Source organism: Pantoea sp. SJZ147 (genome assembly GCF_007828605.1).
GTDB classification, from domain to species: Bacteria; Pseudomonadota; Gammaproteobacteria; order Enterobacterales; family Enterobacteriaceae; genus Pantoea; species Pantoea allii.
The window spans coordinates 137,058-150,061 of the sequence record NZ_VIVB01000013.1 but is presented as its reverse complement, the minus strand read 5'-3'; the positions used below and the strand labels follow the sequence as shown (position 1 = coordinate 150,061).

Genomic DNA, 13,004 nt, shown 5'->3' with positions numbered 1-13,004 from the left:
TTTTTAGACAGGATACGATGATGCAAACTGTAGGTACGCCACTCCTCTGGGGCAGTTTTGCGGTTGTAGTGCTTATCATGCTGGCGATTGATCTGTTCTTACAGGGCCGTCGCGGTTCGCAAACCATGACCTTTAAACAGGCTGCCGTCTGGTCACTGATTTGGGTGTCCGTTTCGCTCCTGTTCAGCGCCGCGTTTTGGTGGTATCTGGAAGGCACCGCCGGACGCGAAGTTGCCACCAGCCAAACCCTGGCCTTTCTGACCGGCTACGTGCTGGAAAAATCCCTCGCGGTCGATAACGTCTTTGTCTGGCTGATGCTGTTCAGCTACTTCTCTGTTCCTGCCAACCTGCAACGTCGCGTGCTGATTTACGGTGTGTTGGGCGCTATCGTGCTGCGTACCATCATGATCTTCGCGGGTAGCTGGCTGGTGACGCAGTTTAGCTGGGTCCTGTATATCTTCGGTGCCTTCCTGCTGTTTACCGGTATCAAAATGGTGATGGCAAAAGAGGATGATGCGGCGGTGGGCGACAAACCGGTGGTGCGCTGGCTGCGTAAACATCTGCGCATGACCGACACGCTGGAAGGGGAGAAATTCTTTACCCGTAAGAACGGTGTGCTGTTTGCGACACCGCTGCTGCTGGTGCTGATCATGGTCGAATTAAGTGATGTGATCTTTGCCGTCGACAGTATCCCGGCAATCTTTGCCGTCACCACCGATCCCTTTATCGTTCTGACCTCGAACCTGTTTGCGATTCTGGGTCTGCGCGCCATGTACTTCCTGCTGTCTAACGTGGCGGAACGCTTCTCGATGCTGAAATATGGCCTGGCGCTCGTACTGGTGTTTATCGGTATCAAGATGCTGATTGTCGATATTTACCATATTCCGGTAGCGGTATCCCTGGGCGTGGTGGGCGTGATTCTTGGCTCCACCCTGGTAATCAATGCCTGGGTGAATCACAAGAACGATAAGAAGCGGCTTAACCAGTAATAGTGCATCCCCGCCCGCAAAGGCGGGGATGTTTCTTCGTCCGCGACAAAAAGTGGATAACCAGAATGCTTCGCCACCTGTCACCGCGTTTCCAGCAGAATGAAGTCAGTGTGAACGCGCTGTCGTTCTCTTTAGTCGCGGCGGTGTAAGGTGTGACTGAAGGCGGTTACGGCCCGGATGAAGGCTACGCTTCTGGGGTGATGAACCTGCGCCGAAACGTTAAAGGCCGTGCTTAGGGGCAGGTTTATGGGTCGCAATGACGGATTGAATCACCGGGAACGAAAGAGTGGGAAAACGCTTTTGGCCGGATGATGTAGCCTCTGTTCTGGAGCCTGCTCAGCACTTCGCTCACGCCGTATTCAGCCATTTCTTTGACCGGATAAATAACGCTCTCAATTTGCGGGCCGAGATATTGGGTCAGTCCAAAGCTATCGAACGCGATAACCGACATAGTATCGGGCACACTTCTTCCCAGCGTTTTTAATGCTCTCAAACCGCCGGCACAGGATCGCTCACCACAGTAAACAAGGGCGGTAATCTCAGGATGGCGCGTGACCAGTTCAAGCGTGGCCTGCTCGCCAAAGGCCTGATCGTAGCTACCGGACAGAACATAGCGGGTATCCCATGACGGATTGACCGTGCGTATCGCATCGGCACAGCCCTTTACGCGAGCGATGGCACTGCGACGCGATTCTGGCCCCCCGACGACGGCAATATAACGGTGTCCGGCAGTGATCAGCTTTTGTGTTGCTTCAAACGCGGCGTCGTAGTGCCCAAATGACACGCCCGCGATGACCGAGGTTTCCGCAGCATCAAGAAGGGCAACGGGTTTGTCCTGGGTGTAATGCGTTATTTTGTCGTCGGGCAGATGGCGAATATAAAGCAGGAAACCATCACAGTTAATCTCATTAAGCTTGCGTAATGCGTTCTCTTCTTCTGTGGCATCCGCACTTTCTAACACCATCAGCATCTTACCGTTGGCATTCACCTGCTTGTGCACCGCACTCATCACTGAACCAAAAAAACCAGAGATGTTATCTGGCACCAGCATCCCTATCACCCCGCTACTTTTACTTACCAGGGAGCGGGCGCTCAAATTTGGCGTATAGCTCAGCGTCCTGATTGCGTTTTCCACACGAACGCGGGTTTCTTCTTTTACTTTTTCAGGCTCATTCAGAACCCGGGTAACCGTAACCCGGGAGACATTCGCAAGTCTTGCAACATCAACTATCGTGCTCATGGTGATCCACTATGAATAAAGCAGTAATGGTGAAGAAACCCGGGTTCATCGTACGGAGAATCAGGACTTATTTCTATACATTTCAATCATTTCTTTAATCAGTTCATTCGCCAGCATGGCCGTCATTAAATGGTCTTGCGCATGAACCATAACCAGCGTAACAGGGACTTTCCCTTCGCCCTCATCTAATCCAATTAATTGGGTTTGTATGGCGTGTGCCCGTCCCGCTGCCTCTTTTGAACGCATCAGCGCGGCGTCGCACGCCTGCCATTCATGACGTTTTGCATGCTGTAACGCCATCATCGCTTCGCTCTTACTTTCTCCGGCGTTCGTAATGATTTCCATAACAACCAGTTCAATATTCATTTTTAATTATCCCAGGTGGTATTAACACGTCGTTTCAGTTTCCTGAGCGAGTAACTGTTTTTCATAGGCTTTGAAAAACGGTAACCAGATCAGGCATGAAATCGCAAAATTAGTCAGCACAAGTATGATCGGCCCGACAGCCCATCCGGCGGCCCAGGGGGAACCTAATAAAGCCGGTGTGGTCCAGGGAACGATAGATATCGGTTTATCCACAAATCCCGACGCCAGCGCAAACCATGCCACAGTGGCATTGATAAGTGGGGCACCGACAAACGGAATCAGCATGACGGGATTCATAATAATCGGCGAACCAAATATCACCGGTTCGTTAATATTAAAGAAGGAGGGCACAATACTTAGCTTGCCGATAGAACGTAAATGTGAAGAACGGCTGCGGATATACATCATGACCAGTGCCAGCGTTGAACCACATCCACCGATAACGATGTAAAACCGCCAGAACGGATCGACAAAGCTGTTTGGCAGTGCCTGCCCCATTTCAAGCGCCAGTTGATTGGCGGCGATATTTGCCAGCCAGAAAGGTTGCAATAAATTTGTGACAATAGCTGCACCATGAATCCCACAAAACCACAGCAGATGCGAGAGCAGTACACAAATCAGAACGGCGGTCAGGCTGTCTGAGGCGGTGACCAGGGGTTTAAAAACCGCCATGATAAGCTCGGGCAATAACATGCCGGAAACGTGTTGCAGCAGAAGTGAAAGCGGATAAAGGGTCGCGATCATAATCAACACGGGAACCAGCAGTTCAAACGACTGAGCTATTTTTTCTGGTACCTGCTCCGGCAAGCGAATAGTGAAATTTTTCGCTTTCAGGAGTCGCATTAACTCGATGGAATAGATTGAGGTTAATAGCGCCGTAAAGATCCCCGTTCCGCCCATATACATGGCGGGAATATTTCCGTTAGTGAAAGGTGCAGCGACAATCAGAAATGAACACAATGAAAGTAACCCGCCCATTAATGGACTGAGTTTATAGCCCTGTGCCAGGTTATAGCCAATCCCCACGGCGACATAGATCGTCATGATGCCCATCGTCATGCGAAAAGGCAGCATGATCGCTTCTTTATGGTTGGTGGCAAATTCCAGCCACATTTGCCCGAAAGCAAAGGTCGTGTCCCTGGAAAAAGGCGGAAAGGCCAGTATCATCAGAAAGCTGCCCACAATCATAAATGGCATGGCAGAGATAAACCCATCACGCACAGCCAGCACGTGGCGCTGCCCGCCGATTTTACCTGCGACAGGCGCTATCTTCTTTTCAATCATTGAAATAATAACATCATACATTTTCATGAGTTACTTCCTCATATTGGCGTACGTTTAGCCAAGTAATTCGAGCGCAAACTTTAATACGTTGTCACCCTTCATCATTCCGTAATCCATTGGATTAATAGCTTCTACTTTTTTATTTTTTTCGGCGGCTATTTTCCTGAATTCCTCAAGTTTATATCGCACCTGAGGCCCCAACAGGCAGAGATCATAGGTTTCAATGCTTTCGTTAAATTTCTCCAGTGGAAATGCCTCGATTTCAATATCGATGTTTTGCTCAACGGCAGATGCCTTCATTTTTTTTACGAGCATAGAGGTGCTCATGCCCGCATTGCAGCAAAGAAAGATTCTTTTCATTTTATTCATCCTGATGGTTAATTATTTAAATTTATATTGTTGGAAATTTGATAAATAGTTTTTATCGAGTTCAACGCCCAAGCCGGGATTCATCTCTTCAACGACAAAGTGACCGTCTTTAACGTTATGTTCAAGCGCCTCCTGGACAACCCGATAACGTTCATCCTGCCAGTAAGGAAACCATTCCTGAATTTGAACATTGGTGGTACAGATATCAAATTGCACACAGGCAGCCGTTAAAACTGGGCCAGAAGCATTATGTGGCTGGATGGCAATTTGATAGGTTTCTGCAAAGGCAGCGATTTTTTTCATTTCGGTAAAACCGCCTGCCAGTCCCATATCGGGCTGAATCAGTTCGAAGATACGGTTTTCAATGAAAGGCGCAAAATCATAACGGGTATATAAACGCTCACCGCCGGCCAGCGGAATATCCACCTTGAGTTTGACTTCTGCTGAGGCGTTTATCAGCAGCGTATCAGTCGGTTCTTCGTAAAAATAAGGAGAGAACGCTTCCAGTTGTTTCCCCCATTTAACCGCGTCGGACACATTCAGGCAGCCATGAAGATCGAGCATGATATCGATGTCATCGCCAACGGCTTCACGCACTGCTTTAACCCTTGCGATGGCCATATTTCCCCATGCTTTGCTGACGGGACGATCGGGCGTAGACTTTTCTCCCGTTGGCGACATTTTAAAGGGATCAAATTTCAGCCCTTTATAGCCCTCGTTTACCACCCGCAGCGCCCGTTCAGCGAACTCTTCTGGTCGCCAGGCATCGAAATACCAGTGGTTTGCATAGAGCGGAATCCTGTCACGGCATTTTCCCCCCAACAGTTGGTAAACCGGCAGATTAAGTGCCTTACCTTTGATATCCCACAGGGCGATATCGATTGCACTCATCGCGCCATATATCGCCAGCGATCGGCCGCGCGCCCAGTAGGACTTATCAAAACACTGTTGGAAAATCAGTTCTGAATCAAAAGGTGAGCGGCCTGTAAGGTAAGTCTTTGTCAGCGACTCAAGCACGGGAATAACGGACTTGGCACCGACGCCGTAGCTCATCGCGACTTCGCCGATACCGGAAATCCCTTCGTCCGTTTCAATCTCCACGATAATCAGGTTATGACCCGGTTGCCGGGCGCGAAGATCGACGTCATAAACGTTTAAACCGGTTATTTTCATATTATCCTCCCTGTTTTTTATTATGTGCACGTGCACATCATTAATCAACCAGCAGTCTGCGATCGAGATCTCACAATAAGAAGAAATGTGCACGTGCACACTTAGCAGGATGAAAGTCGTTTCGGCTGTAATATCTGTCGCCGTTAAAAAGACGGGTCAGGTGAGCGCCTGCCGTTAATTTTGCGAGTGAAGCCCGCTAAACCGGACAGCCAGAATCCCCAGGAGAAAAGTGATCAGGCAGGTTCGTAGATTGTGCCGGATCGCGTGGGTGGCTTTCAGGCATATCTCTTATGGAATGCACGAAGACGGCGTTAGTGACTCGTTTTGAGCGAGGAGTAGTGAAGTCTGTTTAGCGGCCTAACGCTATGGGTGAGCAGCTATTACAGGATTTGAGGCCCAGGCAGCCTGTTATACGAAAGCCATGCGGCCCAGTTCACGCGTAACCAGATGTCAGTCGGCGCGGTTGCGTCATAAAACTAAGGACGGCGGCCATGCCGCCCTTCCGTTTACAACGTCACGCCGCTTTTAAAAATAGCCAGTTCACGAAAATCATTTTTTTCATTGTTGGTTAACTGCCCGTTGGCAATCGCCACAATGGTGTCAACAAAGTCGGCTAACAGCGCGTCCATACTCATGCCATCGAGCAGTCTTCCGGCGTTAAAATCAATCCAGTGTGGTTTCTTTTCAGCCAGCGGCGTGTTGGTGGCCAGCTTGACCGTGGGGACAAATCCGCCGTACGGCGTGCCGCGCCCGGTGCTGAACAGCACCATATGACAGCCCGCACCCGCCAGCGCACTGGTCGCCACCGCATCGTTCCCCGGCGCGCTCAACAGGTTAAGGCCCGGTGCGGTGAGACGTTCGCCATACTTGAGTACGTCCACCACCTGACTTTGCCCCGCTTTTTGTGTACAGCCGAGTGACTTCTCTTCCAGCGTGGTAATACCGCCTGCTTTATTACCCGGTGACGGGTTTTCATAGATGGGCTGATGATGATCGATAAAGTACTGTTTGAAGTCGTTAATCATCGACACGGTTTTGTCGAAGGTGGCCCGATCCCGGCAACGGCCCATCAGAATACGTTCGGCACCAAACATTTCAGGCACTTCCGTCAGCACCGTTGTCCCGCCGTTGGCGATCATCTGATCGGAAAAGCGGCCCAGCAGCGGATTGGCCGTAATGCCCGAAAATCCGTCAGAGCCGCCACATTCCAGACCAAACTTAAGCTCGCTGAGTGTGCCCGGTGAACGGCGGTCGTGACGCATTTTTTCATAGAGCGCATGCAGCCGTTCCAGTCCGGCTTCGACTTCATCATCATGTTGCTGGCACACCATAAACTCAACGCGATCGCTTTCAAATGCGCCCAGGGTTTCACGAAACACATCCACCTGATTGTTCTCGCAGCCCAGGCCTATCACTAATACCGCGCCCGCATTCGGATGGCGAACCATGTTTTGTAGCATGGTGCGGGTGTTGTCATGATCCTGCCCTAACTGCGAACAGCCAAAGGTGTGACTAAACAGAAAAGCGCCGTCTGTACCGGCTGCATCCTGCGTCTCCTTCAGAAAGCGCTGTAAAATCTGTCGCGCAATCCCGTTTACGCAGCCTACGGTCGGTAAAATCCACAGCTCGTTGCGGATGCCGACCTCACCATTGGCACGGCGGTAAAGCTGCACCTCACGGTTGCCCGGCTGGGTGGTTAAAGCCATCTGCTCAGGCACATAGTCGTAGTGATCAAGGTCACTGAGATTGGTGCGGGCATTGTGGGAATGAATCAGCTCCCCTGCCCCAACGGCCTGAGTCGCATGCGCAATCGGCAACCCATATTTTATGATCAACTCGTCTTTGCCGATGGCGCGCAAGGCAAACTTGTGCCCCCGTCCCACATCCTGAAGCAACGTGACGGGCTGGGCGGCGAGTTCAATCGTGGTGTCGGCTTCCATATCATGCAACGCCACGGCAACATTGTCCTGCGGATGAATTTTTATGGCGTCTTGCATGGTTATCTCCGTTGGCTCAGCGCGTCACGTATACCGTGCGCGAGGATGCGTTGCAGGTGCTGGCTGACCGTTTCGGCCAGGCCGGGTTGCTGTGTTAAATCTTGTCCCCAGTGCTGAGCATCACTTAATACGCGACTGACCAACGCTAAAGGCGAGATTTGCTCTGCCGTCACGGCGGCCCAGCCCTCTGAGTAGCGTTCCAGCCAGTACGGCTCATCCTGCAGAGGCCAGCTTTTATCCGCCGATTCCCCGCGATAAAACGCAATCAGGGCTGCCAGCGCAAACGTCAGGTGCTGTGGCCACTGCCCTGTTTTCGCATGCGACATCAGCAAAGGTTGCAACAAACGTGTACGGAACTTGGTCATGCTGTTCAGGGCGATGGAAAGCAGTGCATGGCGAATAAACGGATTGCGAAAGCGGCGCAACACCGCGTCGGCAAAAGCGTTGAGCTCATCGGCTGGCAGATCCAACGTGGGGATAATCTCTTTGCGCAGCAGCGCATCGACATAAGCAGAGATTTGCTCATCGTCCATCGCCTCTCCTACGCTCTCAAGCCCCGCCAGACAGGCGACCGGCACCATCGCGGTGTGGGCACCGTTCAGAATGGCCACCTTTTGGGCTTTGTACGGGGCGATATCGTTAACGTGGCGGACATGTGGCGTCAGTGCGGCAAGCTTCAGTTCGTCAAACAGCGCCGTGGGTCCCTGAAGAACAAACTGGTAATAGACTTCCCCGGCCACCAGAAAACGGTCCTGGTATCCCAGTTGATCTTCGAGCGTGGTGCTGTCGGACGGGAAGCCGGTCACAATCCGATCCACCAGCGTGTTGTAGAACGCACAGCACGTATCAACCCAGCGTTGAAACGCCTGGGGCAGTTGCCAGAGATCGGCATAGCGCAGCACCAGAGTGCGCAGCATATCGCCATTGTGATCGACCAACTCACAAGGCACGATGAGCCAGCCTTTCTCTTTATCCCCTGCGAAATGCTGGTAACGCGCCCAAAGCAGTTGCGTCAGCTTGCCCGGAAAGCTGGATGCAGGCCGATCGCTTAACCGATCGGTTTCGGTAAATGCGATGCCGGCTTCGGTGGTATTGGAGAACACAAACCGCATCTCGGGCTGATGAGCCAGCGTCATAAAATCGTCAAACTGCTGGTAAGGCTGAATCTCACGGTTCAGGCTGCGGATCAGGCGGCTTTCGCTCACCTGTTCCCCCTGTGCGTTCAGCCCGCGAATCAGCGTGGTATACAGACCGTCCTGCTGATTCAGATTGTCGCTGACGTCGCGATTACGCGGCCTGACCACCACCACACCGGCGTCTGTGCCCTGATGTTCATTGAGCCAGTCAAGTTGCCAGTCGATAAAGGCACGCAGAAAGTTACCTTCACCGAACTGAATCACGCGATCATGGTAGACCGCGCCGGGAAAGTCGTGGCGGTTCAGCCGCTTCATGGTCAGGCTCCCAGCTCAATGCCAAAATAGTCACGGGCATTGTTGAAGCAAATGTTTTGTACCATCTGGCCCAACAGCGCTTCATCTGCAGGCGCTTCGCCCTGTTCGACCCAGCGGCCAATCATCTGGCACAGCAGCCGACGGAAATATTCATGACGGGTATAAGAAAGGAAGCTGCGGCTGTCGGTTAACATCCCGACGAAGCGGCTCAGCAGGCCAATTTGCGCCAGCTGCGTCATCTGGCGCTGCATGCCATCCAGTTGATCGTTAAACCACCAGGCGGAACCGAACTGCATTTTTCCTGCCTGGCCCTCGCCCTGGAAATTTCCGGCCATGGTCGCCAGCACTTCATTATCCCGCGGATTCAGACAGTAGAGGACGGTTTTAGGCAAGGCGTTATTGAGGTTTTGCGCGCCAAGTAAGCGGGCCAGAGGTTCGGCAACAGGCTGATCGTTGATGGAGTCAAAGCCCACATCTGCGCCCAGCAGTTGGAACTGGCGTTGGTTGGTATTGCGCAACGCTCCAATATGGTACTGCTGCACCCATCCACGGCGAGCGTATTCCCCGCCAAGCCATACCAGCACTGCGGTTTTAAACTGGGCGATAGCCTGCGCATCCGGCTTTGCGCCGCCGCGACGATGCGCCAGAATGCTGTCCAGCGTGGTTTCATCCGCATCGGCATAACACACCACATCCAGCGCATGGTCGGAAATTTTGCAGCCGTGTGCCGCAAAGTGATCCAGACGTTTGCTCAGCGCCTGACGTAAATCATCAAAGCGCTGCACGCTGATATCGGTCAGGCTTTCCAGTTTTTCAATCCACGGCAGGAAGGTGTCGGCTTCGATATTAAAGGCTTTGTCCGGACGCCAGCTTGGCAGCACCTTCACCTTGAAGCTGCTGTCTTCTGCCAGTACGCGGTGATGTGTCAGATCGTCCAGCGGATCGTCGGTGGTCCCGACCATCTTAACGTTCATCTGCTGCATGATGCCGCGCGCAGTGAAATCGTCCTGCGCCAGTAAATCGTTGCAGCGCTGCCAGATCTCATCGGCCGTTTTTTCGGACAGCAGCACGCCGGTAATGCCAAAGGGACGACGTAATTCCAGATGCGTCCAGTGATAAAGCGGATTGCCGATGGTTTGCGGTACCGTTCGCGCCCAGGCATTGAATTTATCCCGATCGCTGGCGTCGCCGGTGCACAGCGCCTCTGCCACACCGTTAGCCCGCATCGCCCGCCACTTATAGTGATCGCCTTTCAGCCAGATATCGTAAAGGTTGGCAAAACGATAGTTTTCAGCAATCTGCTGCGGCGGTAAATGGCAGTGATAATCGTAGACGGGCTGATCTTTGGCGTAGCCGTGATAAAGACGACGAGCGAACTCAGTGTCCAGCAAAAAATCCTCGGTCATGAAACGCGACATACAAAGCTTCCTTATGGGATTACCCCTGAATGACTCAAAGTTATCATACCAATTTTGGCTGACTGCAGGTTTTTTTACGACTCAGGTCACATTTAAGCAAGATGATCACATCTCATATGGACCTTATTGTCGCCTGCAGCGCGCTAACTGGCTGTGATCTCATCTGTTTGCAGTATCCCACAAGCTATTGCGGGTTTTTGTGATGGCTTTCAACTTTTAAAGTTGTATAACAAGTTAGGCTCTCGCTTTACCGCAAGGTAACAAATTTCTTACACAAGGCAAGGCAGATAACGGTCGCTGGTGCAGGACCGGCGGGCGTGAGCAGAGCTGTATCACGAGATGTCCCGCTCCAGATAACAACAGCGGTAAGACCGCACAAACAACTGGAAGAGGTACAGAATGCGTAAGATCAAAGGATTACGCTGGTATATGATTGGCCTGGTCACGCTCGGAACGGTGCTCGGCTATCTGACGCGTAACACGATTGCCGTGGCAGCGCCAACGCTACAAACAGAACTGCATATCACCACCCAGCAGTACTCCTATATTGTGGCGGCGTACTCTGCCTGCTACACCGTAATGCAGCCTGTAGCGGGTTATGTACTTGATTTATTAGGTACCAAAGTGGGCTACGCGGTATTTGCTGTACTGTGGGCGATCTTTTGCGCCGCGACAGCGCTGGCGGGAAGCTGGGGCGGTCTGGCGTTGGCACGCGGTGCAGTGGGTGCCGCAGAAGCGGCGATGATCCCTGCCGGACTCAAAGCCAGTAGCGAGTGGTTCCCCGCTAAAGAGCGCTCCGTGGCGGTAGGCTACTTTAACGTCGGCTCGTCAATCGGTGCGATGCTGGCGCCTCCCCTGGTGGTCTGGGCGATTGTCGCGCACAGCTGGCAGATGGCGTTCATTATCTCGGGCGTGCTGAGCATGATTTGGGCGCTCTGCTGGCTGGTGTTTTATAAACATCCTAAACAGCAGAAAAAGCTGAGTGAAGAAGAGCGTCACTACATCATCTCCGGTCAGGAGCTTCAGCATCAAACCGGCAACAGCACCAAAATGTCGGCACTGCAGATTCTGCGTAATCGCCAGTTCTGGGGGATCGCCCTGCCACGTTTCCTGGCAGAACCCGCATGGGGCACCTTTAACGCCTGGATTCCGCTTTTTATGTTTAAGGTTTATGGTTTCAACCTTAAAGAGATCGCGCTTTTTGCCTGGATGCCGATGCTGTTTGCTGACTTTGGTTGTATCCTGGGCGGCTACCTGCCACCGCTGTTTCAGCGCTGGTTTGGAGTTAACCTGATTGTGTCACGCAAAATGGTGGTCACCATGGGTGCCGTTTTGATGATAGGTCCAGGCACCATCGGTTTATTTACCAGTCCTTATATTGCTATCGCGCTGCTGTGCGTCGGCGGCTTTGCCCACCAGGCGCTGTCTGGTGCGCTGATTACCCTGTCTTCCGATGTGTTTGGCCGTAACGAAGTTGCCACCGCCAACGGCCTGACCGGCATGGCAGCCTGGACAGCCAGTACCCTGTTTGCGCTGGTCGTCGGTGCGTTGGCCGATACATTAGGCTTTAGCCCCCTGTTTGCCGCGCTGGCCGTGTTCGATTTGCTGGGCGCCATCGTCATCTGGACAGTGCTAAAAAATCAGCCCATATCTGAGCTTCAGACACCACCTTCTCCTTCTGCGGCTGCGACGGTACGTAGCTAATCCTGCGGGCTGGCCTGCGCCAGCCCTTTTCATCTCTTACCGCAAAGTGGTATAACAACTTATCTTATCTGATCGTTACCTTGGACGGTGTCATGGACCTCACTGAATCTCGTCGACTTTATCAACAGCTGGCCAGCGAGTTAAAACGCCGCATTGAAAACGGGGTTTATCAGGTGGGTGAGAAACTGCCCGCAGAACGCCTGATCGCTGAAGAGATGGAAGTCAGCCGCACGGTGGTGCGCGAAGCCATTATTATGCTGGAAGTCGAAGGCTACGTTGAGGTGCGCAAAGGGTCGGGCATTCATGTCATTTCCAGCCAGCAGCAAAACCGGGTTGCCGAAAGCAGCAGCCAGTTAGAGTTTGCCGCCTTTGGGCCTTTCGAGCTGTTGCAGGCCCGCCAGCTTATCGAAAGTAACGTGGCAGAGTTCGCGGCAACCCAGGTGACGCGCAAAGATATCGTCGATTTAATGGCGATTCAGGAGAAAGCCCGTCAGGAGGACCATTTCAGGGACTCGGAATGGGATATGAAGTTTCACGTTCGCATCGCCCAGTCGACGCAAAACAGCGCCCTGGCCGCGATTGTAGAAAAGATGTGGCTGCACCGCTTGCACAATCCCTACTGGCTTAAGCTGCATGAGCATATCGATCAGCGCAGTATCGTAAGCTGGTGTGACGATCACGATCAGATTCTGAAAGCCTTAATACGCAAAGATCCCGCCGCCAGTAAGCTGGCAATGTGGCAACATCTCGAAAATACCAAGCAGATGTTATTTAACGCCACCGCCGACGATTTTGAGTTCAACGTCGACCGTTACATGTTTAGCGAAAATCCGGTTGTGCTTCCGGATGCAGACACGATTCCGCGTTAACCTGACTTAATAACAGTCAGTTAATCTGCAATAGTGTCAGGACATGTAAAACTCCTTTTTACATCGTGATACAGAGGGTAAAACTCCTGTTCGTTTAGGAGTAGTTCTGTCTCCGATGCATGATTTTTGTTACAGTTATCACCC

General features: G+C 52.3%; 11 protein-coding genes. 3 read left to right on the top strand and 8 right to left on the bottom strand.

From position 1 onward, the window contains the following. Nucleotides 1-20: 20 nt before the first annotated feature. Nucleotides 21-989, top strand: coding sequence for a TerC family protein (locus tag FBY13_RS18785; RefSeq protein ID WP_145394876.1), 969 nt, complete (start codon nucleotides 21-23; stop codon nucleotides 987-989). A 244-nt stretch (nucleotides 990-1,233) separates the two neighbouring features. Here FBY13_RS18785 and FBY13_RS18780 read toward each other — a convergent pair whose 3' ends face one another. The 8 genes from FBY13_RS18780 to uxaC form a co-directional block, all read right to left on the bottom strand. Then, on the bottom strand, nucleotides 1,234-2,229 hold the full coding sequence (locus FBY13_RS18780) for a LacI family DNA-binding transcriptional regulator (RefSeq protein WP_145394864.1): 996 nt from the start codon (nucleotides 2,227-2,229) through the stop codon (nucleotides 1,234-1,236). Between the two features lie 60 nt (nucleotides 2,230-2,289). Further along, entirely contained in the window at nucleotides 2,290-2,595 is a 306-nt protein-coding gene (locus tag FBY13_RS18775; RefSeq protein ID WP_063877337.1) for a PTS lactose/cellobiose transporter subunit IIA, read from the bottom strand. Nucleotides 2,596-2,616: 21 nt separating this feature from the next. After that, nucleotides 2,617-3,906, bottom strand: coding sequence for a PTS sugar transporter subunit IIC (locus FBY13_RS18770; protein WP_145394863.1), 1,290 nt, complete (start codon nucleotides 3,904-3,906; stop codon nucleotides 2,617-2,619). 27 nt (nucleotides 3,907-3,933) lie between these two features. Then, nucleotides 3,934-4,239, bottom strand: coding sequence for a PTS sugar transporter subunit IIB (locus FBY13_RS18765; protein WP_145394862.1), 306 nt, complete (start codon nucleotides 4,237-4,239; stop codon nucleotides 3,934-3,936). A gap of 21 nt (nucleotides 4,240-4,260) precedes the next feature. After that, nucleotides 4,261-5,421: a mandelate racemase/muconate lactonizing enzyme family protein gene (locus FBY13_RS18760; RefSeq protein ID WP_145394861.1), complete on the bottom strand. Its 1,161-nt coding sequence runs from the start codon at nucleotides 5,419-5,421 to the stop codon at nucleotides 4,261-4,263. A 506-nt stretch (nucleotides 5,422-5,927) separates the two neighbouring features. Next, on the bottom strand, nucleotides 5,928-7,418 hold the full coding sequence (locus tag FBY13_RS18755; RefSeq protein ID WP_145394860.1) for a UxaA family hydrolase: 1,491 nt from the start codon (nucleotides 7,416-7,418) through the stop codon (nucleotides 5,928-5,930). 2 nt (nucleotides 7,419-7,420) lie between these two features. Then, on the bottom strand, nucleotides 7,421-8,869 hold the full coding sequence (locus FBY13_RS18750; protein WP_145394859.1) for a tagaturonate reductase: 1,449 nt from the start codon (nucleotides 8,867-8,869) through the stop codon (nucleotides 7,421-7,423). Between the two features lie 2 nt (nucleotides 8,870-8,871). Continuing rightward, the gene (gene uxaC, locus FBY13_RS18745) at nucleotides 8,872-10,287 is read right to left on the bottom strand and encodes a glucuronate isomerase (RefSeq protein ID WP_096011215.1); all 1,416 of its coding nucleotides are present in this window, start codon (nucleotides 10,285-10,287) and stop codon (nucleotides 8,872-8,874) included. Nucleotides 10,288-10,686: 399 nt separating this feature from the next. Between uxaC and FBY13_RS18740 the strand changes: the two genes are divergently transcribed. Further along, nucleotides 10,687-11,991 carry an MFS transporter gene (locus FBY13_RS18740; protein WP_063877344.1) on the top strand — a complete coding sequence of 435 codons (1,305 nt, stop codon included), beginning with the start codon at nucleotides 10,687-10,689 and terminating at the stop codon, nucleotides 11,989-11,991. 92 nt (nucleotides 11,992-12,083) lie between these two features. Further along, nucleotides 12,084-12,860: a transcriptional regulator ExuR gene (gene exuR / locus FBY13_RS18735; RefSeq protein WP_063881033.1), complete on the top strand. Its 777-nt coding sequence runs from the start codon at nucleotides 12,084-12,086 to the stop codon at nucleotides 12,858-12,860. The last annotated feature ends 144 nt before the right edge of the window (nucleotides 12,861-13,004 follow it).

Coding starts and splice junctions, on each gene's coding strand:
- FBY13_RS18775 (WP_063877337.1), bottom strand. CDS start 2,595: ATGAATATTGAACTGGTTGTTATGGAAATCATTACGAACGCCGGAGAA.
- FBY13_RS18765 (WP_145394862.1), bottom strand. CDS start 4,239: ATGAAAAGAATCTTTCTTTGCTGCAATGCGGGCATGAGCACCTCTATG.
- FBY13_RS18785 (WP_145394876.1), top strand. CDS start 21: ATGCAAACTGTAGGTACGCCACTCCTCTGGGGCAGTTTTGCGGTTGTA.
- uxaC (WP_096011215.1), bottom strand. CDS start 10,287: ATGTCGCGTTTCATGACCGAGGATTTTTTGCTGGACACTGAGTTCGCT.
- FBY13_RS18750 (WP_145394859.1), bottom strand. CDS start 8,869: ATGAAGCGGCTGAACCGCCACGACTTTCCCGGCGCGGTCTACCATGAT.
- FBY13_RS18740 (WP_063877344.1), top strand. CDS start 10,687: ATGCGTAAGATCAAAGGATTACGCTGGTATATGATTGGCCTGGTCACG.
- FBY13_RS18760 (WP_145394861.1), bottom strand. CDS start 5,421: ATGAAAATAACCGGTTTAAACGTTTATGACGTCGATCTTCGCGCCCGG.
- FBY13_RS18780 (WP_145394864.1), bottom strand. CDS start 2,229: ATGAGCACGATAGTTGATGTTGCAAGACTTGCGAATGTCTCCCGGGTT.
- FBY13_RS18770 (WP_145394863.1), bottom strand. CDS start 3,906: ATGAAAATGTATGATGTTATTATTTCAATGATTGAAAAGAAGATAGCG.
- exuR (WP_063881033.1), top strand. CDS start 12,084: ATGGACCTCACTGAATCTCGTCGACTTTATCAACAGCTGGCCAGCGAG.
- FBY13_RS18755 (WP_145394860.1), bottom strand. CDS start 7,418: ATGCAAGACGCCATAAAAATTCATCCGCAGGACAATGTTGCCGTGGCG.